The organism is Pseudomonas sp. GW821-FHT09C09 (genome assembly GCF_059418105.1).
Map to the genome: position 1 here is coordinate 181,258 of NZ_JBWKPF010000009.1, position 22,717 is coordinate 203,974.

26 protein-coding genes are annotated in these 22,717 nt (G+C 60.7%); 14 read left to right on the plus strand and 12 right to left on the minus strand.

The genetic code is table 11. The features are described 5' to 3' along the window. Positions 1-80: 80 nt before the first annotated feature. On the minus strand, positions 81-524 hold the full coding sequence (locus tag AC07NR_RS25490) for a PilZ domain-containing protein (protein ID WP_085710771.1): 444 nt from the start codon (positions 522-524) through the stop codon (positions 81-83). On the opposite strand from AC07NR_RS25490, the gene AC07NR_RS25495 reads away from it, so the two are divergent. From AC07NR_RS25495 to cysB, 5 genes are all read left to right on the plus strand, one after another. Next, positions 523-909 (plus strand): thioredoxin family protein, encoded by a 387-nt coding sequence (locus AC07NR_RS25495; protein WP_134827669.1) that lies wholly within the window; start codon positions 523-525, stop codon positions 907-909. The genes AC07NR_RS25490 and AC07NR_RS25495 overlap by 2 nt on opposite strands. Further along, entirely contained in the window at positions 909-1,865 is a 957-nt protein-coding gene (locus AC07NR_RS25500) for a putative 2-dehydropantoate 2-reductase (protein ID WP_495079722.1), read from the plus strand. Before AC07NR_RS25495 ends, AC07NR_RS25500 begins: the two co-directional genes overlap by 1 nt. A gap of 31 nt (positions 1,866-1,896) precedes the next feature. Continuing rightward, positions 1,897-2,802: a 5'-nucleotidase gene (locus AC07NR_RS25505; RefSeq protein ID WP_085730576.1), complete on the plus strand. Its 906-nt coding sequence runs from the start codon at positions 1,897-1,899 to the stop codon at positions 2,800-2,802. A 98-nt stretch (positions 2,803-2,900) separates the two neighbouring features. After that, on the plus strand, positions 2,901-3,404 hold the full coding sequence (locus tag AC07NR_RS25510) for a universal stress protein (RefSeq protein ID WP_085710767.1): 504 nt from the start codon (positions 2,901-2,903) through the stop codon (positions 3,402-3,404). Positions 3,405-3,517: 113 nt separating this feature from the next. Beyond that, positions 3,518-4,492, plus strand: coding sequence for an HTH-type transcriptional regulator CysB (gene cysB / locus AC07NR_RS25515; RefSeq protein ID WP_007955684.1), 975 nt, complete (start codon positions 3,518-3,520; stop codon positions 4,490-4,492). An 8-nt stretch (positions 4,493-4,500) separates the two neighbouring features. On the opposite strand, the gene AC07NR_RS25520 is transcribed toward cysB, so the two are convergent. Together AC07NR_RS25520 and AC07NR_RS25525 are read right to left on the minus strand one after the other, a co-directional pair. Continuing rightward, on the minus strand, positions 4,501-4,983 hold the full coding sequence (locus tag AC07NR_RS25520; RefSeq protein WP_495079723.1) for a GreA/GreB family elongation factor: 483 nt from the start codon (positions 4,981-4,983) through the stop codon (positions 4,501-4,503). Positions 4,984-4,985: 2 nt separating this feature from the next. After that, positions 4,986-5,393: a hypothetical protein gene (locus AC07NR_RS25525; protein ID WP_495079724.1), complete on the minus strand. Its 408-nt coding sequence runs from the start codon at positions 5,391-5,393 to the stop codon at positions 4,986-4,988. Between the two features lie 124 nt (positions 5,394-5,517). On the opposite strand from AC07NR_RS25525, the gene earP reads away from it, so the two are divergent. Continuing rightward, positions 5,518-6,660 (plus strand): elongation factor P maturation arginine rhamnosyltransferase EarP, encoded by a 1,143-nt coding sequence (gene earP, locus AC07NR_RS25530; RefSeq protein ID WP_495079725.1) that lies wholly within the window; start codon positions 5,518-5,520, stop codon positions 6,658-6,660. Between the two features lie 48 nt (positions 6,661-6,708). Then, positions 6,709-7,278: an elongation factor P gene (locus AC07NR_RS25535; RefSeq protein ID WP_003226785.1), complete on the plus strand. Its 570-nt coding sequence runs from the start codon at positions 6,709-6,711 to the stop codon at positions 7,276-7,278. A gap of 78 nt (positions 7,279-7,356) precedes the next feature. Here AC07NR_RS25535 and AC07NR_RS25540 read toward each other — a convergent pair whose 3' ends face one another. The 3 genes from AC07NR_RS25540 to AC07NR_RS25550 all read right to left on the minus strand — a co-directional run bounded on the left by AC07NR_RS25540 (position 7,357) and on the right by AC07NR_RS25550 (position 9,563). Then, complete coding sequence (locus AC07NR_RS25540) at positions 7,357-7,776, minus strand: organic hydroperoxide resistance protein (RefSeq protein WP_085710763.1); 420 nt, start codon at positions 7,774-7,776, stop codon at positions 7,357-7,359. Between the two features lie 282 nt (positions 7,777-8,058). Further along, complete coding sequence (locus AC07NR_RS25545; protein ID WP_423204053.1) at positions 8,059-8,523, minus strand: MarR family winged helix-turn-helix transcriptional regulator; 465 nt, start codon at positions 8,521-8,523, stop codon at positions 8,059-8,061. Positions 8,524-8,606: 83 nt separating this feature from the next. Further along, on the minus strand, positions 8,607-9,563 hold the full coding sequence (locus AC07NR_RS25550; RefSeq protein ID WP_085710761.1) for a LysR family transcriptional regulator: 957 nt from the start codon (positions 9,561-9,563) through the stop codon (positions 8,607-8,609). 112 nt (positions 9,564-9,675) lie between these two features. On the opposite strand from AC07NR_RS25550, the gene AC07NR_RS25555 reads away from it, so the two are divergent. Next, positions 9,676-10,425, plus strand: a complete 750-nt coding sequence (locus tag AC07NR_RS25555) for a sulfite exporter TauE/SafE family protein (protein WP_085744971.1) — start codon at positions 9,676-9,678, stop codon at positions 10,423-10,425. On the opposite strand, the gene AC07NR_RS25560 is transcribed toward AC07NR_RS25555, so the two are convergent. Beyond that, complete coding sequence (locus AC07NR_RS25560) at positions 10,415-11,269, minus strand: LysR substrate-binding domain-containing protein (RefSeq protein ID WP_007955701.1); 855 nt, start codon at positions 11,267-11,269, stop codon at positions 10,415-10,417. The two genes, AC07NR_RS25555 and AC07NR_RS25560, sit on opposite strands and share 11 nt — an antisense overlap. A 97-nt stretch (positions 11,270-11,366) precedes the next feature. Between AC07NR_RS25560 and AC07NR_RS25565 the strand changes: the two genes are divergently transcribed. Next, the gene (locus AC07NR_RS25565) at positions 11,367-11,582 is read left to right on the plus strand and encodes a DUF1127 domain-containing protein (RefSeq protein ID WP_114884556.1); all 216 of its coding nucleotides are present in this window, start codon (positions 11,367-11,369) and stop codon (positions 11,580-11,582) included. A 64-nt stretch (positions 11,583-11,646) separates the two neighbouring features. Continuing rightward, positions 11,647-12,894 (plus strand): winged helix-turn-helix domain-containing protein, encoded by a 1,248-nt coding sequence (locus AC07NR_RS25570; protein WP_495079726.1) that lies wholly within the window; start codon positions 11,647-11,649, stop codon positions 12,892-12,894. On the opposite strand, the gene AC07NR_RS25575 is transcribed toward AC07NR_RS25570, so the two are convergent. Further along, complete coding sequence (locus tag AC07NR_RS25575; RefSeq protein ID WP_085710757.1) at positions 12,891-14,237, minus strand: class II 3-deoxy-7-phosphoheptulonate synthase; 1,347 nt, start codon at positions 14,235-14,237, stop codon at positions 12,891-12,893. The genes AC07NR_RS25570 and AC07NR_RS25575 overlap by 4 nt on opposite strands. A 127-nt stretch (positions 14,238-14,364) precedes the next feature. On the opposite strand from AC07NR_RS25575, the gene AC07NR_RS25580 reads away from it, so the two are divergent. Further along, on the plus strand, positions 14,365-15,120 hold the full coding sequence (locus AC07NR_RS25580; RefSeq protein WP_085710756.1) for a spermidine synthase: 756 nt from the start codon (positions 14,365-14,367) through the stop codon (positions 15,118-15,120). 3 nt (positions 15,121-15,123) lie between these two features. Here the strand turns inward: AC07NR_RS25580 and AC07NR_RS25585 are convergent, their stop codons facing one another. Further along, positions 15,124-15,915, minus strand: a complete 792-nt coding sequence (locus AC07NR_RS25585) for a crotonase/enoyl-CoA hydratase family protein (protein ID WP_495079727.1) — start codon at positions 15,913-15,915, stop codon at positions 15,124-15,126. A gap of 422 nt (positions 15,916-16,337) precedes the next feature. On the opposite strand from AC07NR_RS25585, the gene AC07NR_RS25590 reads away from it, so the two are divergent. After that, positions 16,338-18,011, plus strand: a complete 1,674-nt coding sequence (locus AC07NR_RS25590; protein ID WP_007955707.1) for a DEAD/DEAH box helicase — start codon at positions 16,338-16,340, stop codon at positions 18,009-18,011. 84 nt (positions 18,012-18,095) lie between these two features. Here AC07NR_RS25590 and AC07NR_RS25595 read toward each other — a convergent pair whose 3' ends face one another. Next, entirely contained in the window at positions 18,096-18,863 is a 768-nt protein-coding gene (locus tag AC07NR_RS25595; RefSeq protein ID WP_495079728.1) for a DODA-type extradiol aromatic ring-opening family dioxygenase, read from the minus strand. A 102-nt stretch (positions 18,864-18,965) separates the two neighbouring features. Between AC07NR_RS25595 and AC07NR_RS25600 the strand changes: the two genes are divergently transcribed. After that, on the plus strand, positions 18,966-19,622 hold the full coding sequence (locus tag AC07NR_RS25600; RefSeq protein WP_495079729.1) for a thiopurine S-methyltransferase: 657 nt from the start codon (positions 18,966-18,968) through the stop codon (positions 19,620-19,622). Positions 19,623-19,676: 54 nt separating this feature from the next. Here the strand turns inward: AC07NR_RS25600 and htpX are convergent, their stop codons facing one another. Both htpX and AC07NR_RS25610 read right to left on the minus strand, forming a co-directional pair. After that, positions 19,677-20,564, minus strand: coding sequence for a protease HtpX (htpX, locus tag AC07NR_RS25605; protein ID WP_085710752.1), 888 nt, complete (start codon positions 20,562-20,564; stop codon positions 19,677-19,679). Between the two features lie 303 nt (positions 20,565-20,867). Beyond that, positions 20,868-22,079, minus strand: coding sequence for a pyridoxal phosphate-dependent aminotransferase (locus AC07NR_RS25610; protein ID WP_085710751.1), 1,212 nt, complete (start codon positions 22,077-22,079; stop codon positions 20,868-20,870). A 225-nt stretch (positions 22,080-22,304) separates the two neighbouring features. Between AC07NR_RS25610 and msrB the strand changes: the two genes are divergently transcribed. Further along, a complete protein-coding gene (msrB, locus tag AC07NR_RS25615; RefSeq protein ID WP_085711016.1) occupies positions 22,305-22,700 on the plus strand; it encodes a peptide-methionine (R)-S-oxide reductase MsrB in 396 nt (131 codons plus the stop codon). The last annotated feature ends 17 nt before the right edge of the window (positions 22,701-22,717 follow it).

Sequence of the window (22,717 nt, forward strand, 5' to 3'; positions counted from 1 at the left end):
CGGAGCACAGCAGATTTAAGCGCGTCGGGGAGCCGAACCTTAGCGCGTCAGGCGCCTGTCGACAATGGGCAAGTCACTGTTCAGTCCAGTACTGGCTGCGCAAAAGCCTTGCGAACGGTGTCGTGGGAGAACTCGTCGGCGTGTTGTTCGACCCATTGCAGGGCCAGGGCCTGAATATCCTGGAGGTCGTCGTGGGCGTCGTTGAGTCGGCAATAGCGTTCGATCTGACACACCTGCTCACCCATTCTGGCGCTGAACAGGGTCTGCTCGTCGGTGAAGGCGATGCCCACCAGATAGCCTTTTTTGCGTCGCAGGCACCAGGCCACGTAGCCCGGATAACAGATGTCGGCATTGAGCGTCGGCATGCGCACCTGCAGCGCGGTGCCATGGCGCCAGGCGCGGTGGTAATTGCAAGCGATGCCGCCGAGGCTGATAGTGTGCAGCTGTTGCCGCGAAATACACTCAGGTTTGAGCAACGTTAATTCGACGGGCACATCATCCGGATGAGGAATAAACCGTCCCATGAGCACAGACTCCCTGTGTCGGCCATCTGACATTGTTTCCCCCAGTATAGTGTTCGAATCCGAACTGACCGATTTCGACGCCGACCAACGGCTGCTGGCGATGAGCGGCGTTTCGCTGGTGATCTTCACCAGTGTCGGCTGCGCCAGTTGCCGTTATGCCCGCGAGGTGTTGCCGGGGCTGGATCTGGCAGTCGATCGCCTGTGCTGGATCGACGCCGGCGACAATGGTGGTCTGGTCGAGCGTTATCAGGTCTTTCATTTGCCGGCGCTGTTCGTGGTGCGCGACGGCGAGTTCTTTGGGGCAGTACACACGCGCCTGAATGCCGCTGAGCTCAACGCAGCCGTGGCGCAGGCGCTGGGTCGAATTGCAGAGGAGTTGCCGTGATGGGGGCAGTCGTCAAGAAGCCGGTGGTAGGGATTATCGGCACCGGCGCAATCGGAGGTTTCTACGGCTTGATGCTGGCCCGGGCCGGATTCGATGTGCACTTTTTACTGCGCAGCGAGTTTTCCGCCGTCGCCGAACGTGGCTTGCAGGTCGACAGTGCGGTTCACGGCGCGTTGATGCTGAACCCGGTGCAGGCTTACTCATCGGCTGAAGACATGCCGCCCTGTGACTGGTTGCTGGTCGGCGCCAAGACCACCAGCAACGCTGGCCTGGCGCCGTCGATCATTCAAGCGGCGAAACCCGACGCGAAAGTGCTGGTGCTGCAAAACGGCCTCGACGTCGAAGACAGCCTGCGGGCGCTGTTGCCCGATTCCCTGCACTTGCTCGGTGGCTTGTGCCTGATCTGCGTTCACCGGGAAGGTCCGGGCCACATCACCCATCAGGCGCTGGGGGCGGTGAACGTCGGTTATCACAGCGGTCCGGCAGCCGATGATGCGGCGCGCATGGCGGTCGTCGAGGAGGGCGCTGGTCTGTTCCGTGCCGCCGGCATCGACTCCCAGGCCATGCCGAACCTGCACCAGGCCCGCTGGCAGAAACTGGTCTGGAACATTCCCTACAATGGACTTTCGGTGTTGCTCGGGGCGAGCACCACGCCGCTGATGGCCGATGCCGACAGCCGCGCGCAGATCCAGGCGCTGATGGCCGAAGTGGTGCAGGGCGCCAAGGCCTGTGGCCATGACATGCCGCCCGGTTACGCCGAGTACCTGTTCATGATGACCGAGAAAATGCCCGACTACTGGCCGAGCATGTACCACGATTTTCTGCACAAGCGACCGCTGGAGCTGGACGCCATCTACGCTCGACCTTTGGCGGCGGCAAAAGCGGCAGGTTGCGAGCTGCCGCGAATCGAGGCGCTGTATCGCAATTTGCGTTTCATCGACCGGCGTAACACCTGAGTCGATTCTTTGAGGGGATCTGGGGGAAGGCATGGCCAAGAACATCGATGACAAACTGGTGCTGGCGATTTCGTCCCGTGCCTTGTTCGATCTGAGCGAGAGTCACAAGGTCTACCTGTCGAGCGGCGTCGAAGCCTATCGGCAATATCAGATCGAGCACGAAGACGAAATCCTCGCGCCGGGCGATGCCTTTCCGCTGGTGGAAAAACTGCTCAACCTCAACAGTCGCCTTGGCCGTGCCCGGGTCGAGGTGATTCTGGTGTCGCGCAACAGTGCTGACACCGGCCTGCGGGTGTTCAACTCGATCGATCATTACGGCCTGGCGATTTCCCGCGCAGCGTTTGTCGGCGGGCGCAGTCCTTATCCTTATCTCAAGGCGTTCGGTTGCGACCTGTTTCTTTCCACTCACGCTGAAGACGTGCGCTCGGCGCTGGACAACGGCTTTGCGGCGGCCACCATTCTTTCCGGTGGCGCCAGTCGTGCGGCCAGCGATGAATTGCGCATCGCCTTCGACGGTGACGCGGTGCTGTTTTCCGACGAGTCGGAGCGGGTCTATCAGTCCGGAGGCCTCGAAGCCTTTCAGGCCAAGGAGCGTGAATCCGCTCGCGAGCCGTTGCGCGGCGGGCCGTTCAAGGGCTTTCTCGCAGCGCTCAATCTGTTGCAGCGTGAGTTCCCGGACGATAACTGCCCGATCCGCACGGCACTGGTCACCGCGCGTTCGGCGCCGGCTCACGAACGGGTGATCCGTACCTTGCGCGAGTGGGACATCCGTCTGGACGAGTCGCTGTTTTTGGGCGGCCTGACCAAGTCGGCATTCCTCGAAGCGTTCGCTGCGGACGTGTTTTTCGACGATCAGGCCGGTCACTGCGAGCTGGCCCGGGAGGTGGTTGCCACCGGCCATGTCCCCCACGGCATCAGCAACGAACCGGCGGTCTAAAGCCCTCGTGGTTCAAGACGTTGCGTCGCACGTCGTACTCGCCAAGGCACTGCTAAGCTGAATCAAATCTCCGCCATGTTGGCTTGCGAGGAGGTCATATGATTCGTTCGATGCTGTATGCCACTGACCTCGGTCTGTACGCACCGTTAGTGATGCAGCATGCCCTGGCGATGGCGCGAACATTCAATGCCGACTTGTATGTGGTGCACGCGGTGGAGCCCATGGGGTTGTTTGCCGAGTCGGTGTTGCAGAGCTATCTCGACGAACAGGCGTTGAACGAATTTCACAGTCAGGGTCTGAAAACCGTCATCGCCAATATCGAGCAACGGGTGCTCGACAGTTTTCGCGAAGAGCTGGGGGACGAGGGCGAGCAGGATCTGCTGCGGATCCGTGCGGTGCGGGTGCTGCAGGGGGATCCGTCGCAGGTGATTCTCGACCAGGTCCAGAAACTCTCCGTCGATTTGCTGATCGTAGGAAGTCACAGCCACGGGGTCGGGGCGGAAACACCGTTGGGGCGCACGGCGACGCGATTGCTGCAATTGTCCAAGGTGCCGGTTTACATGGTGCCGCTGGTGGAGCGTCGGCGCCGGGAGGATCGCTGAGACGGTAATAATGGCGTTTTGATAAAAAAGTTCTAGATTTATTCTTCAAACCATTAATATAGTTATATACCGTCGCTGATGCCCGTGGCGTCTACCTGCTTTGAGGGATTCATATGAAGCTTCAACAATTGCGCTACATCTGGGAAGTGGCGCACCACGACCTCAACGTTTCCGCTACAGCCCAAAGTCTCTACACCTCGCAACCGGGCATCAGTAAGCAAATCCGTCTGCTGGAAGACGAACTGGGCGTCGAAGTGTTCGCCCGCAGTGGCAAGCACCTGACCCGCGTCACCCCGGCCGGCGAGCGCATCATCACCACCGCCGGTGAGATTCTGCGCAAGGTTGAAAGCATCAAGCAGATCGCCCAGGAATTCTCCAACGAGAAGAAAGGCACCCTGTCGATCGCCACCACGCACACCCAGGCACGTTATGCACTGCCACCGGTGATCAGCAATTTCATCAAGCAATACCCGGACGTGGCGCTGCACATGCACCAGGGTTCGCCGATGCAGATCGCCGAAATGGCCGCTGACGGCACCGTCGATTTCGCCATTGCCACCGAAGCGCTGGAGCTGTTCGGCGATCTGGTGATGATGCCGTGCTACCGCTGGAACCGCTGCGTGGTCGTGCCTCAGGGCCACCCGCTGACCAAGTTGCCGAAGCTGACTCTCGAAGCACTGGCCGAATACCCGATCGTGACTTACGTGTTCGGTTTCACCGGCCGTTCGAAACTCGACGAAGCCTTCAGCCATCGCGGCCTGACGCCGAAAGTGGTGTTCACCGCTGCCGACGCCGACGTGATCAAAACCTACGTTCGCCTGGGTCTGGGTGTCGGCATCGTGGCGAAAATGGCGGTCGATACCAAACTCGACAACGACCTGGTGGTGCTCGATGCCAGCGAACTGTTCGAATCCAGCGTGACCAAGATCGGTTTCCGTCGCGGCACATTCCTGCGTGGCTTCATGTGCGACTTCATCGAGAAGTTCGCACCGCACCTGACCCGCGAAGTCATGGCCAAGGCCATCCAGTGCCACAACAAGCAGGAACTGGAAGAGCTGTTCGAAGGCGTCGAACTGCCGGTTCACTAAGCCCCTGTCTACAGCACCTCGGTGACAGCGAACTGTTGCCGGGTGCCCGCCACCAGAATCTCCACCTCGTCACCCTCGAACTTGCCCAGCAGGCTTTTGCCCAGCGGCGAGCGCGGGGTGATGATGGTAATCGGCTGACCGACCACGTCGACTTTCAGACCCGCCGCATCCGGCGCCAGAAACAGCCATTGCTCGCGACCCTTTTCGTCTTCCAGGCCGAGCAGGGCGCCGATCTCAATTCCGCGTTGATCGTCATAGGCCCGCAGTGTCAGGTTCTGGCAGACCGCCAGTGACTGGCGGATCTCCTCGACCCGTTTCGCTTGCCCGGCCGCCAGGTACGACGCCTCGAGCCCCAGGGTGTCGTACTTGTTTTCGGCGATGTTCTCTTCGTGAGTCGCGGTTTGGTAAGCGGTTTGTGCCGCGCGTTCGGCGATATCGAGGTCGACGCGCAGTTTGTCGAGAATCAGTTGATGGACGGCGTGCTTGTTCATGATCAATCGCAGAATTGCAGGACGTTGGCGCGGCTCTTTTCGCTCGGAGCGGTCTGATCCTGCTGGAGCCAGAACTGGCATTTCGGGTTCGACTGGTTGCGCGTGCTGCTGCGGGCCTGATCCAGGCGATTCTGCTGTTCGTTCTTGCGCAGGTTTTCTTCGTACTGCTCGAACAGGCGGTTTTGCGGCTCGGGCTCTGGCTGCGGCTGGGCGACTGCCGCAGGCTTGCTCAGTTGTTGCACGGCGTCCGCCACCGGTTGCAATTGACGGCTGAACAGCATCGAAGCGAGCCAGCATGTCAGCACAATGGCCAGGAAACCCAGCCACAGACCCAGGGCAATGCTGCCGGTCAATTGCAGCACGCTAAGCTGGACAGGCAAGGGACGACGCGTGTTGGGGCGGTAGGGCATGGCTGCCTCCTGGCGGATGATTGCGGGCAAGTGGCGATTGTCGCACGAAGATTAATTGTCGTCGGCTCTTCTGCACGCGGACATTTATGCGGACAATCGGCGCTTTTGCCAACGGGAGTCTTGAATGCCGCAACCGAAAACCCGCTGGGACATCTTTTGCACCGTGGTCGACAACTATGGCGACATCGGCGTGACCTGGCGTCTGGCCCGGCAACTGGCGGCCGAGCATGCGCTGGCGGTGCGGCTGTGGGTCGATGATCTGCGTGCGTTCGAGCGTATTTGCCCGGAACTCGATATCCATCTCGATGCGCAATGGCAGCAGGGCGTTGAAGTCCGGCACTGGCCAGCAGAATGGCCTGAAACGGACGCCGCCGACGTGGTGATCGCTGCGTTTGCCTGCCAGTTGCCTAGCACCTACATGGACGCCATGGCCGAGCGGGAAAAACCGCCATTGTGGATGAACCTCGACTATCTCAGCGCTGAAGACTGGGTGGTTGGCTGCCACGGTCTGCCTTCGGTGAAGTACAAGTCCGTGCAGAAGATCTTTTTCTTCCCGGGGTTCCAGGCTGGCACTGGCGGATTGTTGCGTGAAAGCGGATTGCTGGAACGGCGTCGGCGGTTTCAGCAGGATCCCGAGTCGCAGCGACAATTCCTGCAAGCCCTGGGGGTCGTTCCTGCGCCCGGTGCGCAACTGATTTCGCTGTTTGCCTACGAGAATGCCGGGCTCGCCAGTTGGCTGGATGTGCTCGCCGCTGATTCGACACCGACTCATCTGCTGGTGCCGGAAGGGCGGATTCTCGGTGATGTCGCGCGCTGGCTCGGAGTCGAGTCGCTGTCGGTCGGCGACTTCAATGTGCGCCAGGCGCTGACCGTGCAGGTGCTGCCGTTCGTCCGCCAGGATCAATACGATCAATTGCTCTGGTGCTGCGATTTCAACGCGGTGCGCGGCGAGGACTCGTTTGTCCGTGCGCAGTGGGCTGGTCGGCCGATGCTGTGGCACATCTATCAGCAGGACGAAGATATCCATCTGGACAAGCTCGACGCCTTCCTCGCGCTCTACGGAAAACGCCTTTCGCCTGCTGCCGCCGAGGCGATGAACGGTCTTTGGCGGGCCTGGAGTGCCGGGCAGCCTATCGGCCAGCACTGGCTTGAGGCCCGTAAATACTGGCCAGAACTGCAGGAAAATGCCGAAGCATGGTGTCTGGAACAGGCCTTGCAGGCCGATCTTGCGACGGCGCTGGTACAGTTTTACCGAAATTGGATATGATACGCGGCCTAGATTTTTGTAAATCCCATCCAAATTCGGATATTCGCAATGAAAACTGGTAAAGAACTCAAACCCGGTACCGTGATCCGTATCGACAACGATCCTTGGCTGGTTCAGAAAGCTGAATTCACCAAATCGGGCCGTAACAGCGCGATCATGAAGACCAAGCTGAAGAACCTGCTGACCGGTTACAAGACCGAAACCGTTTACGGTGCGGACGACAAGCTGGACGACGTGATCCTCGACCGCAAAGAAGCGACCCTGTCCTTCATCAGCGGCGACACCTACACGTTCATGGACACCACTGACTACACCATGTACGAACTGAACGCCGAAGACATCGAAAGCGTTCTGCCTTTCGTTGAAGAAGGCATGACCGACGTTTGCGAAGCCGTGTTCTTCGAAGAGCGTCTGGTTTCCGTAGAGCTGCCGACCACCATCGTGCGTCAGGTTGACTACACCGAAGGTTCCGCTCGCGGTGACACTTCCGGCAAGGTGATGAAGCCTGCCAAACTGAAGAACGGTACCGAGCTGTCGGTTGCTGACTTCATCGAAATCGGCGACATGATCGAGATCGATACCCGCGAAGGCGGTTCCTACAAAGGCCGTGCGAAATAAGCACTGCTTTTTACGGAAAGAAAAAGCCCGACCATTGAGTCGGGCTTTTTTGTGCCTGCGATTTTTGCTGCCGGGCAGTTACACGGTCACGTGCAGGCGTACATCGACATTGCCGCGGGTGGCATTGGAGTACGGGCAGACCTGGTGGGCCGCGTCGACCAGGCTTTGTGCGTCAGCTTGTTCCAGGCCCGGCAGGGCGATGTGCAGGTCGATGTCCAGACCGAAACCACCAGGAATCTGACCGATGCCGACGTGAGCGGTGATCGACGCGTCGTCCGGGATTTTGCGTTTGGTCTGGCTGGCGACGAATTTCAGGGCGCCGATGAAGCAGGCCGAGTAGCCGGCAGCGAACAGTTGCTCAGGGTTGGTGGCCGCGCCGCCGGCACCGCCAAGCTCTTTCGGAGTGGCCAGTTTGACGTCGAGGATGTTGTCGCTGGAGATCGCACGACCGTCACGGCCGCCGGTGGAGGTTGCGATTGCGGTGTAGAGAGTTTGCATGGTGTGAGCCTCGTCGAATGTGTGGTTTGTTGCGCTAATTGTTTGCGCGCTAACTAGGTGCGAAGTAAATGTACTTCGCTAATATTTAGTGCGCAAGATAAATTTTTGCGAAAGCACGGAAGCGAGACGTGGATCAGCTCGGGATGAGATCTCAAGCTTTTGATATGAAGGGTTTTTTTGATAGAAGAGCGAGAGGAAAAAATTTTCGGAAGAGGGTAAAGCGGCGAAGAATGCGATTTCCCTGCAGGTTCGAGGCTGCTCCTGCAGGGAAAAAGGGGAGGCTTAGGTCAGGCTGTCCTGCAAGTGACCCCGCAAGGCCTGCAACTCGGATTGCAGGTTTTGCAGGCGTTCCAGCGTGAAGCCACTGGCGCCCAGGATGCATGGCGGAACGGTTCGAGCCTTGTCTTTCAGCGCGTGTCCCTGTGCAGTCAGTTCAACGATCACCACCCGTTCATCCTCGCGGCTGCGGGTCCGGCTCAAGAGTCCTTCAACTTCCAGACGCTTGAGCAGCGGGGTCAGCGAACCCGGGTCGGTCAGCAGGCGTGTGCTGATTTCTCCGACGGTCAGACCATCCTTCTCCCACAGCACCATCATCGCCAGATACTGCGGATAGGTCAGGCCGAGCGCTTGCAGCAAAGGCTTGTAGACCTTGGTCATCATCAGCGAAGTGGAATGCAGGGCGAAGCAGGCCTGATTGTCGAGCAGCAGTTCTTCGCAGTGGTCGGTGGTGTTGCGGTCGGTGGTCATGTCGGTGCCTTGAGCGGTGATGCAGATGAATCTAGCGCTCGAATCTTTAATGCGCCAGACAATTGTGCCCGGTGGCGAGTCGGTCAGTGCCGGCCCAGTTCCCGTTGCAGCGCCAGATCCCACGGTGGCACGGGGCTGAAGCGAGTCTTGAGGTATTCCAGCAACAGGCGGCTGCGGGAGCTGGCCTGTTGTTCCAGACGTAATGCGTAGATGCCGGTGCTCTCTGGTTTCGGCAGGCCGTTTTCACAGAACAACGGCAGCAACTCGCCACGCAACAGGTATTCGCTGGCCAGCCAGGTCGGCAGATGCGCGATCCCGAGTCCCGCGAGCGCACCGCAGACCAAGGCCTCGGCGTTGTTGGCGCTCATGCGGATTCGTGCCGGACGGTGAAGTTGCATTTGCCCGTCGTGTTCGAATCGCCAGGCGAAGGGCGGGGCGAGGCCGTCCCAATCGAGGCCGTCGTGTTCGCCCAATTGAGCGGGCTCGCTCGGCACGCCCCGACGCTTGAGGTAGTCGGGACTGGCGCAGGCGATGCGCACCATGCTGGCCAGCGGTGTGGCGACCAGTCGGGTATCTGCCATTTGCCCGGCGCGCAACACCAGATCGACCTTGCCCAGGTTCGAGCCATCCATGTCGACAAAGCTGTCGATCAGATGCAGTTGCACGTCCAGGCCCGGATACAGCACCAGAAAGTCGGCTATCACCGGCGCCAGGTGCCGCCGCCCGAACGCTGCCGGCGCATCCACGCGAATCAAGCCTTCCGGTGCGCTGCTCAGTGACACCGCTTCGGCGCGTGCCAGTTGCAGCTCGGCAACGATCCGCCGCGCCCGTTCTGCAAACGCCAGGCCGGCCGGCGTGGCGCGCACCGCATGCGTGCTGCGGATGAACAACTGGCTGCCGACAGCGCTTTCCAGACTGTCGATGCGCCGGGCGACGGCCGATGGCGTCAGCGGATGTCGGCGTGAGGCGGCGGAAAAACTGCCACTCTCCAGCACATCAAGAAACAGCCCGAGTTGTTCGGTCAATTGATTGGGGTTCATGAATCGGCTCAGTGCCTATGCGGATTTGGCACAGCCATTGTGCGTTGCTGTGCGTTTCCGTGCCAGCGCCGACTGCGTAGGATGGGTCGCCTGACGTATGAGGAATTCTGCTGTGATCGAGTTTTTGCTGTACCTGTTATTTGGCGCCGCCCTTGGCACATTGGGTGGGATATTCGGCATCGGTGGCGGCTTGATTGCCATTCCGCTGCTGGGCGTGTGGTTCGGCCTCGATCAACAGATCGCCCAAGGCACAGCGCTGGTGATGGTGGTGCCGAACGTGATGCTGGCGCTGTGGCGTTATCACCAGCGCAACCGCATCGAACTCCGGCACGCGTTGCCGCTGGCGGTGATGGGATTCTGTTTTGCGTGGATCGGCTCGATCTGGGCTGTGGGCATCGACGCGCAAACCATGCGCATCGGATTTGTCGCGTTCCTCGTCGCGCTGTCGGCCTACAACCTGGTGCGCATGTTCGGCGCGCGTCCGGCAGCGACGTCCGAGATGCGTTATTCATGGCCGTGGCTGGGCGTGCTTGGCGCAGCCTCGGGCACCATGGGCGGCTTGTTCGGGGTCGGCGGGGCGGTGGTGGCGACACCGGTGCTGACCAGCCTGTTCGGCACCACTCAGGTGGTCGCTCAAGGCCTGTCGCTGGCGCTGGCCTTGCCGAGCACTGGTGTCACGCTGGTGACCTACGCGGTGCACCACGAAGTGGACTGGATGATCGGCCTGCCGCTGGCCATCGGCGGTCTGGCCAGCATCAGTTGGGGTGTGAAAGTGGCCCACGCGATGCCGGAAAAACTCCTGCGCGGGCTGTTCTGCGGCTTCCTGGTGCTGTGTGCGGTGATGCTCGCCTTTAAAGTTTGAAGCCTTCGACGATGTGCTCGGCCAGGCATTCGGTGATCGGCGACGGATTGTTGAGGTTGCGGATCAGCATGATGCTGGCCTCGGGCAACAGCGGCAGATCCTCGGCGGCTCCGAGAATCCGCAGGTCCGGGGTGATCAGGCTTTCCAGTTGCGCGGTGATCGCCAGACCCGCGCTCACCACTGCCATCAATGCCGAAAGGCTGGTGCTGTTGTAGGCAATCCGGTATTCGCGACCCATGGCGTCCAGCGCATTGCAGGCCCACAGGCGACAGAAGCAATCACTGTTGAACATCGCCAGCGGCAACGGCGTCTGCTCGTGGGCGCTGAAATTCTGTGCCTCGGCCCAGACAAAACGCTCCTTGCGCAGCAATTGGCCAATCTCATTGCCCGGCTCGCGGGTGACGATCGACAGATCCAGATCCGTGCGCTGCAGCAACTGCTTGGTCGACTCGCAATGCACTTCGATCTGGATCAGCGGATAGAACTGCGCGAAGCGCGACAGGATTCCCGGCAGGAACCGCATCACATAATCGTCCGGCGTGCCGATCCGTACCGTGCCGACCATGTGCGGTTCGCGCAGAGTGTTGAACACTTCGCTGTGCAATTTCAGGATGCGCCGCGCATAACCGAGCAACACCTGACCTTCAGCGGTGAGGCGCACCTGACGCCCGTCGCGCTCGAATAACTGGCGCTGCAACACGTCCTCTTCCAGACGCTTCATCTGCATGCTCACGGCCGATTGGGTGCGGTTGACCATTTCGCCGGCACGGGTAAAACCGCCCTGATCGGCAATCGCGACAAAGGTGCGCAGGACATCGGTATCGATACTGGGGTACGCCGACAATTGATGAATCTCCGTGATGCTTGCCATCAGAAACATTCGTTGGATTGATCGTAGCCCCGGCGCGAGACTTGAGCCATCCCAAAAAGGAGGCAACACGATGAAAGGTCAAAGAGAGTATGCAGGCGAAGAAAAATTTTCCGGCCATATCGTTTCCGATCTGTTGCACAAGTTTAGCCGCTGGTACGAACTTCACCGTGAACGCGAGTTGCTCGCCAGTCTGAGCGACGAGGCGTTGAAGGACATCGGGGTCAGCCGTGCCGATGTCGAACATGAAGCGATTCGGCCGTTCTGGGACGATCCGATGCATAAATGATGAGGCCATCGCTACACAAACCACTTTGTAGTGAGGTAGGTTGCGAGCAGACATGGAGGTACACATGCCCGCGACTTTGTCCTTTTCCCTTAAACAGGCTCGACGTCTGGCACTGGCTGCCCAAGGGTTTCACGGGCGCCAGCCGCCGGCTGTCAAAGCCCTGCACGTCAACCGGCTGATCGAACGCCTCGGTCTGTTGCAGATCGACTCCGTCAATGCCGTGGTGCGCTCGCACTACCTGCCGCTGTTTTCCCGTCTCGGTTCCTATTCTTCCGATTTGCTCGATCAGGCTGCCTGGAGTTCGGGGCGACGTCGTTCGCTGTTCGAATACTGGGGGCATGAAGCGTCGCTGCTGCCGCTGTCGATGTATCCGCTGATGGGCTGGCGCATGCAGCGGGCCAAGCGCGGTGAAGATATCTATCAGCAACTGGCGCGTTTCGGCCGTGAGCAACAGGACACCATTCGCCGGGTGCTGGCGTCGGTCGAAGAGCAGGGCGCACTCGGTGCCGGCAGCCTGTCGACCCGCGAGGAAAAGGCCGGGCCGTGGTGGGACTGGAGCGCGGAAAAACACGCGCTGGAATGGTTGTTTGCGGCTGGTGAAGTGACCGTGGCCGGGCGGCGGGGCTTCGAAAGGCTGTATGACCTGCCGGAACGAGTGATTCCAACCTCCGTGCTGCAACAACCATTGCCCGATGAGGCCGAGGCGCAGCGCGGTTTGCTGCGGCACGCGGCCGAAGCTCTGGGCGTGGGCACGGAAAAAGACCTGCGCGATTACTTCCGGCTGAACCCTTCCGATGCCCGCCCGCGTCTGGCCGAACTGGTCGAGGACGGGCAACTGCTGACCTGTGAAGTCGCCGGTTGGCGCCAGATCGCTTACTGCCTGCCCGAGTCGAAAATCCCGCGAAAAGTCGAAGCCAGTGCGCTGCTGTCTCCGTTTGACTCACTGATCTGGGAGCGCAGTCGCACCGAGCGGCTGTTCGATTTCCGCTATCGGCTGGAGATTTACACGCCGCAGGACAAACGCGTTTACGGCTATTACGTGCTGCCGTTCCTGCAGAACGAACGGATTGCTGCGCGGGTCGATCTACGCGCCGAGCGGGCGGCGGGGCGCTTGGCAGTGCATGCGGTGCACGAGGAAGAAACGGGACTGGATGAGGCGGGGATGCTGGCCTTGGCGCTGAACCTGCGGCGCATGGCGGACTGGTTGGGGCTTGAGCAGGTGCAGCTCAATTGCCAGCGCGAAAGTGCCGGGCGCTTGCGGGTGACGTTGGCTCAAGTCGAAAACGACCGAGCCAACGTCATCGCGATTTAGCGTTTGACCTGTTTCAGCGTCTCGGCAATCAAAAACGCCAGCTCCAAAGACTGATCGGCGTTCATCCGTGGGTCGCAGTGAGTGTGATAGCGATCCGACAAACCATCTTCAGTAATCGGCCGCGCGCCACCGATGCATTCGGTGACGTTCTGCCCGGTCATCTCGATGTGGATGCCGCCGGCGTAGCTGCCTTCCGCTTCGTGAACCTGGAAGAACTGTTTCACCTCGCCAAGGATCTGCGCGAAGTCGCGGGTCTTGTAGCCGCTGCTGGCCTTGATGGTGTTGCCGTGCATCGGGTCGGAGCTCCACAGCACTTGCTTGCCTTCACGCTGCACCGCGCGGATCAGCGCCGGCAGGTGATCGCCGACCTTGTTCGCGCCCATCCGCGCGATCAGGTTGAGGCGGCCCGGATCGTTGTCCGGGTTGAGTACGTCGATCAGGCGGATCAGGTCGTCGGGGTTCATGCTCGGGCCGACTTTCACCCCGATCGGGTTGTTCACCCCGCGCAGGAACTCGACGTGGGCGCCGTCGAGCTGACGGGTGCGGTCGCCGATCCACAGCATGTGCGCCGAGCAATCGTAGTAATCGTTGGTCAGGCTGTCGCGGCGCACGAAGGCTTCTTCGTAGTTCAGCAGCAACGCTTCGTGGGCCGTGAAGAAACTGGTCTCGCGCAGTTGCGGCGAGCTGTCCATGCCGCAGGCGCGCATGAACGCCAGGGTTTCATCGATGCGGTCGGCGAGGTGGCTGTACTTCTCCGCCAATGCCGAGTTGGCGATGAAATCGAGGTTCCACTTGTGCACCTGATGCAGGTCGGCAAAACCGCCCTGGGCGAAGGCGCGCAGCAGGTTGAGGGTGGCGGTGGACTGGTGATAGGACTGCAGCAGACGCTCCGGATCCGGTACGCGGCTGGCCGAGTCGAAACCGATGCCGTTGACGATGTCGCCCCGGTAGGCCGGCAGGGTCACGCCGTCGATGGTCTCGTCGTTGGCCGAGCGCGGCTTGGCGAACTGGCCGGCCATGCGCCCGACTTTGACCACCGGGCAGCCGGCGGCGAAGGTCATGACGATCGCCATTTGCAGCAGCACTTTGAAGGTGTCGCGGATCTTCGCGGCGGAGAACTCGGCGAAGCTTTCCGCGCAGTCGCCGCCCTGCAGCAGGAACGCCCGGCCCTGGGTGACTTCGGCAAACTGACGACGCAGCTCCCGCGCTTCGCCGGCAAACACCAGCGGCGGATAGCTGGCCAGCGTCTGCTCGACCTGGCGCAGGTGCGCGGCGTCGGGGTATCGGGGTTGTTGCTGGATCGGCAGGGCGCGCCAGCTGTCAGGGCTCCAGGGTTGGCTCATCACGGTCTCTAAGGTTCTACGCACGGACGGCCATGTTAGCAGCAATTAGTGCGTGACCTGCTCCCGCCGCTTCGCCGACAATCGCCGCTTTGCCACAGTGCCGTTGCGGTAATGATCTGGAGACGAAATGACTGAGGAGCGCGTCGAGCTGTTGCTCGCCGAGGTACAGGATGAGTTCGGCGTGATTCGCGTGCTGGAAGTGGCCGACTACCGCTTTCTGGAGTTCGGCGATGCCATCGAGCAAAGCTGCGTGTTTACTGCCGACCCGAGCTGGCTGGAGTACGACTACACCCGGGCGATGCTGATCGGTGCGCTGTGCCATGAACAACCGGAGAGCGCGTTGTTTCTCGGGCTGGGTGCGGGAACGTTGACCCAGGCCTGCCTCAAGTTCCTGCCGCTCGAAGATGTCGAAGCCATCGAGCTGCGCCCCGATGTGCCGCGTCTGGCCATCGAGTATCTCGGGCTGGACGACGATCCACGGCTGTATATTCGCGTTGGCGATGCAATCGAACTGCTGCCGACGGCCGAACCGGCGGATCTGATCTTCGTCGACCTCTACACTGACGTTGGCCCGGGTGCCGCGCACCTTGCGTGGAATTTCCTCGGCGACTGTCAGAAACGTCTGAATCCCGGTGGCTGGCTGGTGATCAACCAGTGGGCCACCGATGACGGCAAACCTCTCGGGGCGGCGTTGTTGCGCGGGCTCTATCACCGGCATTACTGGGAGCTGCCGGTGAAGGAGGGCAACGTGATTCTGATCGTGCCGGCGGATCTCGATCAGGTGCTGGACATGCAGGCGCTTACCGCGCGAGCTGAAGCGCTGGCGCCGAAGCTGGGGTACTCGTTGCAGTCGTTGATCAACTGCATCCGTCCGGCGACTTGAGTCTTAAAAGCCTTTGAAGTCGCCAGGTCTGCGCTCCACCAGCGAACGCACACCTTCCTTGGCATCCTCGGTTGCCAGCAGTTTCTTCACCAGCGGCGGCAAACCCTGCGCCGCTGCGGTCTCGCCTTCATATCGCGCCTGACGCGCCGACATCAACGTCGCCTGCACACCCAATGGCGCTTGTCGGGCAATCCGTTCCGCCAGCTCGATGGCGCGCGGCAGCAAATCTTCACTGGCCATGACTTCCTGCACCAGCCCCAGACGTAATGCCTCATGGGCATCGAACTCGTCGCCGGTCAGCAGCCAGCGCATGGCATTGCCCCAGCCGGCGATTTGATGAAAGCGCAACGTTGCACCGCCGAACGGAAAGATCCCGCGCTGCACTTCCATCTGGGCGAACCGGGTGTTGCTGGCGCACAGGTTGATGTCGGCGGCGAGCATCAGCTCGATGCCGATGGTCAGGCAATAGCCCTGCGCGGCGACGATTACTGGTTTACTGACTCGCGGTCCGACGAAGACGCCCCAGGGGTCGCAGCCGCCGGTCGGCACCTGCCAGCCTTCGGAGAGTGAGGAACTGGCGTTGACCAGATCGAGACCGGCGGTGAAATGCTCGCCATGCCCGAACACCACCGCCACTCGCGCGTCGCTGTCGGCCTCGAATTCGCCGTAGGCCAGGGCCAGGTCGTTGAGCAGATCGAGGTCGAAGGCATTGCGCTTGGCTGCACGGTCCAGACCAATCAAGTGGACGTGACCGTGGCGCGCACGGCTGACGCGGCCAGGGCAGGGCTGATTCATGGGTGTTTCCTCGGACGGGAAGAAAGGGTGCAGCGACCAGATGCCGCACGTCGGTGAATCGTTTAAGCGCCATCGCCCGCAGGGCCGGGGTCTTTGAAAAATAGACCTTTGCCCGATTATCCGCAAAACCCCGTTACACAGCGGTGACAACTGCATTTCACCGATAAAAAAAGCTCCCTTTTTGGGCAAATTCCGGTATAGTGCGCGCCGGCCTTTAACCGGGCCGCGTTTAGGTAGCGCAATTCCCCGAAGTCAGCTTCGGCTGCACGTCCGCACTGCGGGCTCTTCCTTGACGATTCTTTTTCATTCATTCGTTTTCGCAAATCCCCGCCGACAAAGCTGCCAGGGCGACTCTTGAGTCTCAACACGGCATGTGCAGCTTTGGAGCATGGGTCTTTGCGGATGCACTTAGAGGCAGACCCATGACCCAGGAAATCGGCGGCTTCGCCGCTCTTGAACTTCATCCCAATATTGTCGCTGCAGTAGTCGCTACCGGCTATGAAGAGCCTTCGGCCATTCAGCAGCAGTCGATCCCGATCATCCTCGCCGGTCACGATATGATTGGTCAGGCGCAAACCGGTACCGGTAAAACCGCTGCCTTTGCCCTGCCTATCCTGCACCGCATTGATCCGTCCAAGCGCGAGCCGCAAGCTCTGATCCTGGCCCCAACTCGTGAGTTGGCGCTACAAGTTGCAACCGCTTTCGAAACCTACGCCAAGCAAATGCCGGGCGTAACTGTTGTGGCTGTCTACGGCGGCGCGCCGATGGGCCCACAATTGAAAGCAATCCGTAATGGCGCACAGATCGTTGTCGCCACTCCGGGCCGTCTGTGCGACCACCTGCGTCGCGACGAAAAAGTGCTGCAGACCGTGAACCACCTGGTTCTCGACGAAGCAGACGAAATGCTCAAACTGGGCTTCATGGACGACCTCGAAGTCATCTTCAAGGCCATGCCGGAAACCCGTCAGACCGTATTGTTCTCGGCGACCCTGCCGCAATCGATCCGTGCCATCGCCGAGCGTCACCTGCGCGATCCAAAGCACGTGAAGATCCAGAGCAAGACCCAGACCGTTACCGCGATCGAACAGGCTCACCTGTTGGTTCACGCTGACCAGAAGACTTCTGCCGTTCTCAGCTTGCTGGAAGTGGAAGACTTCGACGCTCTGATCATGTTCGTGCGCACCAAGCAAGCGACCCTGGATCTGGCCAGCGCCCTCGACGCCAAAGGCTACAAAGCCGCAGCGTTGAATGGCGACATCGCCCAGAACCAGCGTGAGCGCGTGATCGACTCGCTGAAAGATGGCCGTCTGGACATCGTTGTGGCGACCGACGTTGCCGCCCGTGGTCTGGACGTACCGCGCATCACCCACGTATTCAACGTGGACATGCCGTACGATCCGGAATCCTACGTGCACCGTATCGGCCGTACCGGCCGTGCCGGTCGCGAAGGCCGCGCGCTGCTGCTGGTGACTCCACGTGAGCGCCGCATGCTGCAGGTGATCGAGCGTGTGACCGGTCAGAAAGTTGCCGAAGTGCGTCTGCCGGACGCCCAGGCCGTTCTCGATGCCCGCATCAAGAAACTGACCAACAGCCTGTCGCCGCTGGTGGCTGACGCCGAATCGACTCACGGTGATCTGCTGGATCGCCTGACCGCCGATATCGGTTGCACCCCGCGTGCTCTGGCTGCCGCTCTGCTGCGCAAGGCCACCAATGGTCAGGCGCTGAACCTGGCAGCGATCGAGAAGGAACGTCCACTGGTGCCGAACAGCGCTCCACGTGGCGACCGTCCTGAGCGTTCCGGTGATCGTCCGGACCGTGGTGATCGCGAGCGTCGTGCGCCGATGCCGCTGGGCGAAGGCCGTGCCCGTTGCCGTACCGCGCTGGGCGCGCGTGACGGTATTGCGGCGAAAAACCTGCTGGGCGCCATCCTCAACGAAGGTGGCCTGGCACGTGAAGCCATCGGTCGCATCCAGGTGCGTGACAGCTTCAGCCTCGTCGAGCTGCCGGAAGATGGTCTGGACAAACTCCTGACCAAACTGAAGGACACTCGCGTTGCCGGCAAGCAGCTGAAACTGCGTCGCTACCGCGAAGATTGATCCGCCCCCGGGCTGATTGATCGAACATAAAAAATCCCCGACTGGTTCGGGGATTTTTTATGTCTGCGATTTGAGATGGGAACGTCAGCCGAAGCGGTAGATGTCCATGCCCAGCGCCCCCATGGTGAATCCTTGGTGCGCAATGCTGAACTCGCCGCCGGCGCCGCGGGCGAAGTACAGCGGAAGCAGGTGTTCGTCACTTGGATGGCTACGAACGGCGTTCGGCGCTTGCTGGCGATAATCGTGCAAGGCGGCTTCATCATTGGCCGCCAGTTTGTCGATTATCCAGTCGCGGAAATCCCGGGCCCACGGCTCGACGCTTTCCGGGCCGGCGTGCCAGTCCAGTTCCCGCAGGTTATGGGTGATGCTGCCGGAGCCGATCAGCAGAATGCCCTGTTCGCGCAAGCTGGCCAGCGCCTGGCCAACGCGGGTCTGCAACGTCGGGCCGCCACGGCTGGGCAGGGACACCTGAACCACCGGGATGTCGGCCTGCGGATACATCAGCGACAGTGGCACCCATACGCCATGGTCGAAGGGGCGTTGCGGGTCGAGGCGTGCAGGCAGGTTGTTGGCGGTCAGCAAGTCGGCGACCTCGCGGGCCAGTTGCGGATTGCCCGGTGCCGGGTACTGCACTTCAAACAGCGCACGGGGGAATCCGCCGAAATCATGCCAGGTTTCCGGTTGCGGATGGCTGCTGACCAGCAGCTCATGGCTCTCCCAATGGGCGGAAACGATGACAATGGCTTTCGGGCGTGGCAGTTCGGCAGCCAGACGCGCCAGGGCCGGGCCGCTGGCACCGGGCTCCAGCGCCAGCATGGGCGAGCCGTGAGAGATAAACAGGCTGGGAAACATGGAAGGGTTCCTGAGCGTTAAGATGGTTCATCTTCAGTCAGTTCATTGATCTAATTCCAATATAAGTTTTAACGCTTTTTGATCGAATTCTTAGGAGGAAGCATGCAGCCGGAGTTTTGGCACAAGAAGTGGGAATCGAACCAGATTGGCTTTCATCAGCCTGCGGTGAATCCTTATTTGCAGCGGCATTGGCCCGATCTGGCCATCCCGGCGCAGTCGCGGGTGCTGGTGCCGTTGTGCGGGAAAAGCCTGGATTTGCTGTGGTTGGCCGGTCAGGGGCTTCGGGTTCTCGGTGTCGAACTGTCCGAGAAGGCTGTCGAGGAGTTCTTCCGCGATCAGCAACTACAGCCGCAAATCAGCGAAGAGGGCGGCTTCAAGGTTTATCGGGCCGGGGCAATCGAGTTGTGGTGCGGGGATTTCTTTGCCTTGTCCGCGAGCGATGTGGCTGATTGCACGGCGCTGTATGACCGGGCCGCGCTGATCGCCTTGCCGGCGCCGATGCGAGAGCGCTATTCGGCGCATTTGTTGAGCTTCCTGCCGACGGGTCTGCGTGGTTTGCTGATCACGCTGGATTATGATCAGGCTCAGATGCCCGGGCCGCCGTTTGCGGTGACAGATGCCGAGGTGCAGCAGCTGTTCGGTGGCGACTGGGCGGTGCAGTCGCTGCAAGAGCAGGATATCTTGAGCGAAAGCGGGAAGTTCCTGCAGGCAGGAGTGACGCGGCTGGAAGAGCGGGTGTACCGCCTGAGCGCTCAGTAACAGGCACAAAAAAGGCCCGCATCACTGCGGGCCTTTTGTTTGTAGCCGGGCTGATCAGCCGCGACGACGCAGGGCGTCGATACGCTCTTCCAGCGGCGGGTGGCTCATGAACATACGGGCCAGTCCCTGTTTGATGCCACCGTTGATGCCGAAGGCGTTCAGGGTATCAGGCATGTGCACCGGCAGACCCTGTTCGGCACGCAGGCGTTGCAATGCGTTGATCATCGCGCCCGTACCGGCCAGGCGGGCACCGGCATCGTCGGCTCGGAACTCGCGTTTGCGCGAGAACCACATCACGATCGCGCTGGCCAGAATGCCCAGCACCAGCTCGGCGAAAATGGTTGCGATGTAGTAGGCCGTACCCTGGCCTTCTTCATTCTTGAAGATCACCTTGTCGACGAAGTTGCCGATGATCCGCGCGAAGAACATCACGAAGGTGTTCACCACGCCCTGGATCAGCGCCAGGGTGACCATGTCACCGTTGGCCACGTGGCCGATCTCGTGGGCCAGAACGGCCCTCACTTCGTCTTCCTTGAAGCGCTCGAGCAAGCCCTGGCTCACCGCGACCAGTGCGTCGTTCTTGTTCCAGCCGGTGGCGAACGCGTTCGCTTCGTAGGCCGGGAAAATCCCGACTTCGGGCATCTTGATCCCGGCTTCGCGGGACAGTTGCTCGACGGTTTGCATCAGCCATTGTTCGTGACGGGTGCGCGGCTGGGTAATGATCTGGGTGCTCGTGCTCATCTTCGCCATCCACTTGGAGATGAACAGCGAGAACAGCGAACCGGCGAAACCAAAGACGGCACAGAAGACCAGCAGCTGACTGAGGTTGAGGTCAACCCCGTTGGCCGCCATGAACCCGTTGAAGCCGAACAGGCTCAGGGTGATGCTGGCTATCAGCACGACCGCCAGGTTAGTGGCCAAAAACAGCAGGATGCGCATCATGGTTGTAGAAATCTCCTCAAGCTAAAGATGTAGCGTACTGCGGGGTATATAAGGCGCGGCACCGGGTGATTCAACCGAGTGACTATTTCAAACTGTGTCCTACACCGGATTCGCCGGGCATGGGAGATTTCCCACTACCGAACCCGGTATGGATGACAGGCACGGGCCACCCGGTCTCATTGCGTCGGGCGCGCATGATTTGTATGAGTCGCAAGTGTAGAAGGTGCTGGAGGAGGGGCGGAGCAGAAGTGTTGCTGAATCAGACAGTGCGCAACGAAGGGCTCGTTGCGCACGGATGGCCGGTTACTGGCGGTAGGACTTGAGGAAGTTGCCGATGCGTCCGATGGCCATGTCCAGGTCATCGACACGGGGCAGGGTCACGACGCGGAAGTGATCCGGCCACGGCCAGTTGAACGCCGTGCCCTGAACCACCAGCAGCTTTTCGGACAGCAGCAGGTCGAGGACGAATTTCTCGTCGTTGTGGATCGGGCAGATCTTCGGGTCGATCTTCGGGAACGCATACAGGGCGCCCATTGGCTTCACGCAGCTCACGCCGGGAATGTCGTTGAGCAATTCCCAGGTACGGTTGCGCTGTTCCAGCAGGCGACCCTGCGGCAGCACCAGGTCGTTGATGCTCTGATAGCCGCCGAGGGCGGTCTGGATCGCGTGCTGGCTTGGCACGTTGGCACACAGGCGCATGTTGGCCAGCATGTCGATGCCTTCGATGTAGCTGTGGGCGTTGTGTTTCGGCCCGGAAATGGCGATCCAGCCGGAACGGAAGCCCGCCACGCGATACGACTTCGACAGACCGTTGAACGTCAGGCACAGCAGGTCCGGCGCCAGCGAAGCGGTGCAGATGTGCACGGCGTCGTCGTAAAGAATCTTGTCGTAGATCTCGTCGGAGAACACCACCAGGTTGTGCTGGCGGGCCAGTTCCAGCATGCCCAGCAACACTTCCTTCGAATACACCGCGCCGGTCGGGTTGTTCGGGTTGATGATCACCATGGCCTTGGTGTTCGGGGTGATCTTGGCCTTCATGTCGGCCAGGTCCGGGAACCAGTCGGCGCCTTCGTCGCACAAGTAATGCACGGCGTTGCCGCCGGCCAGGCTCACGGCAGCGGTCCACAGCGGATAGTCAGGGGCCGGGACCAGCACTTCGTCGCCGTTGTTGAGCAGGGCCTGCAACGACATCACGATCAGCTCGGACACGCCGTTGCCCAGGTAGATGTCCTCGATGCCGACACCTTCGACCTGCTTCTGCTGGTAGTACTGCATCACGGCCTTGCGCGCGCTGAACAGGCCTTTGGAATCGCTGTAGCCCTGGGCGGTCGGCAGGTTGCGGATCACATCCTGGAGGATTTCGTCCGGCGCTTCGAAACCAAAGGGCGCCGGGTTGCCGATGTTCAGCTTGAGGATGCGATGACCTTCCTCTTCCAGGCGTTTGGCGTGCTTGAGCACCGGGCCGCGAATGTCGTAGCAGACGTTGGCGAGCTTGTTCGATTTGCTGAACTGCATGGCGATGTGATCCCGAAAATGAACGATCCAGGCGGCGAATGGACAACCGTGCTGGGAATCCTGCGTCTTCACACAGGCAGGCGTCTTGAGCGGCGGTTTCCAACAATCCGTTTGAATGCGCAGGATCCCGCTGCCAGACTGGCGTGTGACGAGGCGCAATCATACGTGCCGCCCGATCCGTGGAAAAGGTACAGATCGGGCTTTTTCAGCCGCTGAGGTGTGATGATGGAAAAGATTGAAAAGACCCTGGAAGAATGGCGCGCGATGCTCGACCCGGAGCAATACAACGTGTGCCGTCTCAGTGCTACCGAGCGACCGTTCTCCGGCAAGTACAACGCCACGAAGACCGACGGTGTCTACCACTGCGTCTGCTGCAATGAGCCGCTGTTCGATTCCAAGACCAAATTCGACTCCGGTTGCGGCTGGCCCAGCTTCTACGCGCCGATCGGCGACAGCGCCATGACCGAAATCCGCGACACCAGCCACGGCATGATCCGCACCGAAGTGAAATGCGCCCGCTGCGACGCGCACCTCGGCCACGTATTCCCCGACGGCCCGCCGCCGACCGGTCTGCGTTACTGCATCAACTCGGTATGCCTGGACCTGGTACCGCGCGAATAGCCGATGCAGGCGATCTT